This is a genomic window from Vibrio sp. 03_296 (assembly GCF_002265885.1).
The window spans coordinates 1-1,386 of record NZ_NPKW01000308.1; the positions used below are offsets into that span (position 1 = coordinate 1).

5 protein-coding genes are annotated in these 1,386 nt (G+C 49.0%); all 5 read right to left on the reverse strand.

Features of this window, described 5'->3' with window-relative positions; genetic code table 11:
• Positions 1-9 precede the first annotated feature (9 nt).
• Genes CIK04_RS33665 through CIK04_RS33680 form a run of 5 tightly spaced genes read right to left on the reverse strand, consistent with a single transcriptional unit; the run spans position 10 to position 1,079 of the window.
• The gene (locus CIK04_RS33665; RefSeq protein ID WP_325205771.1) at positions 10-183 is read right to left on the reverse strand and encodes a hypothetical protein; all 174 of its coding nucleotides are present in this window, start codon (positions 181-183) and stop codon (positions 10-12) included.
• On the reverse strand, positions 155-277 hold the full coding sequence (locus CIK04_RS33670; protein WP_325205772.1) for a hypothetical protein: 123 nt from the start codon (positions 275-277) through the stop codon (positions 155-157). The genes CIK04_RS33665 and CIK04_RS33670 overlap by 29 nt, the downstream gene beginning before the upstream one ends.
• Positions 278-320: 43 nt before the next feature.
• The gene (locus CIK04_RS33675) at positions 321-722 is read right to left on the reverse strand and encodes a hypothetical protein (protein ID WP_325205773.1); all 402 of its coding nucleotides are present in this window, start codon (positions 720-722) and stop codon (positions 321-323) included.
• Positions 656-916: a pullulanase-associated domain-containing protein gene (locus CIK04_RS35655; RefSeq protein ID WP_369597169.1), complete on the reverse strand. Its 261-nt coding sequence runs from the start codon at positions 914-916 to the stop codon at positions 656-658. Before CIK04_RS35655 ends, CIK04_RS33675 begins: the two co-directional genes overlap by 67 nt.
• Positions 810-1,079, reverse strand: a complete 270-nt coding sequence (locus CIK04_RS33680; protein ID WP_325205774.1) for a hypothetical protein — start codon at positions 1,077-1,079, stop codon at positions 810-812. Before CIK04_RS33680 ends, CIK04_RS35655 begins: the two co-directional genes overlap by 107 nt.
• Positions 1,080-1,386: the final 307 nt, after the last annotated feature.

Here is a 1,386-nt window from a genome sequence, read left to right on the forward strand (position 1 = left end):
AATCGTTGCTCAGATGTGGCTTGGTTTTGTTCCAATCGGCGCTCGCTGCTTTGCTTGAAGTGATTTGTTTGGTTGCACCCGTGACTTTTTGCTGGCGCTATCGAAAGCCAGTTCACCGCTTTCTGAGTAGTAGAGTGTGACGCTGGTGGCGTCTTTAGCGTTGACTAGAATCAACGCTGTCATCGGCAAAATCCGCGCTTGCGCCCGCCAGTTCAACTTGTGCCACAGGCTTTTGTGCCAATGCGGTGTAGTACACCTTGTTGGTGCCTTTAAACACAAACGCGACATTGCCAATCGCGGTGGTTTTATCAAACTCAAACTTAAGGTCTGAAGTTTGGTAGTCGCCGTTGGATTTGTTGTTTGGAATGATCGTTGATGCAGCCCTCTGCGCCTTTCACTGGCAGATCCCAATAGGGTCCGTACACATCACTAAAGCCGGTAGGTTCCATACCTGGCCATGTGGTAGCGTTGCCATCAAAAGCGCCGCAGGTGTCGTTGTTCCAAACATGTAAGGTGAAGTGCCCTTCATCGCCATCTGGCGTGTTCATGTAAACGCGTGCCGTGTTGGCCGGGATGTCAGAGCTTGAGATCAGCTCTGGGTRAACGGCGGCCACACCTTGTTGGGTGTAGACGGCGTTATTTTTGCCTGTTTGAGTCAGATCGAGTTTGGCATCAAACGCCAGGGTTTCGCCCCATCTACACGAGGAATAAAGTTGATGCACTGGGTCGCTTCGCTGCGCACTTGCAGATCCCAGTAGGCACCAAACTTATCGTCCACGCCAGTGGGTTTCATACCTGTGCCCCAATCATCATGGCCTTCGTCGGTTTCGGCGTAGCCACCAACAGGTGTCGTTATTCCAAACGTATAACGTCGCTTTGTCGTAAGCGCTGCTGTCAGCTGCTGCTCGAGTTGCAGTTTCGCTCGCTTTGAAATAGACACGAGCCACTTTGCCAGTGTCTGGTTGTGGGTTCGCCGTCTCTCCATCGTTAGAAGAGTTACAGCCAATGAGCAGTGAGGTTGCCATTATAGGCATGATGGCTTTCGCCAGCAGAGATAAGTTGAAAGGTTGTTTGTTCACGTTCTATATCCATATGCGTAATTATAAAAAAGCCCAGATATGCTATGAATTTCGTTTGCCAGCAAAAATGTGAGAAAATCAGCAAAGATTTTTGTTATTGATAAATAACGCAATGCAGGTATGGGGATCACGAATGGTAGAAGGAGAAGGCGTGAAACGATGCACAAATTTAGGGCGTAGAAAGGGAGGATGAGAGCGATTTTGTGAGCCAGGCACGGAGGATGACGTGCCAGAAGTCCAACCACCCTCTCCGCTCAATGCGGAGCAGTTCACGATTTTTATCCAATGTTGTTTTTATTGAAAATTA

What these genes read in the sequence shown, in the direction of transcription:
- CIK04_RS33665 (WP_325205771.1), bottom strand. Translation starts at nt 183, where the DNA reads ATGACAGCGTTGATTCTAGTCAACGCTAAAGACGCCACCAGCGTCACA.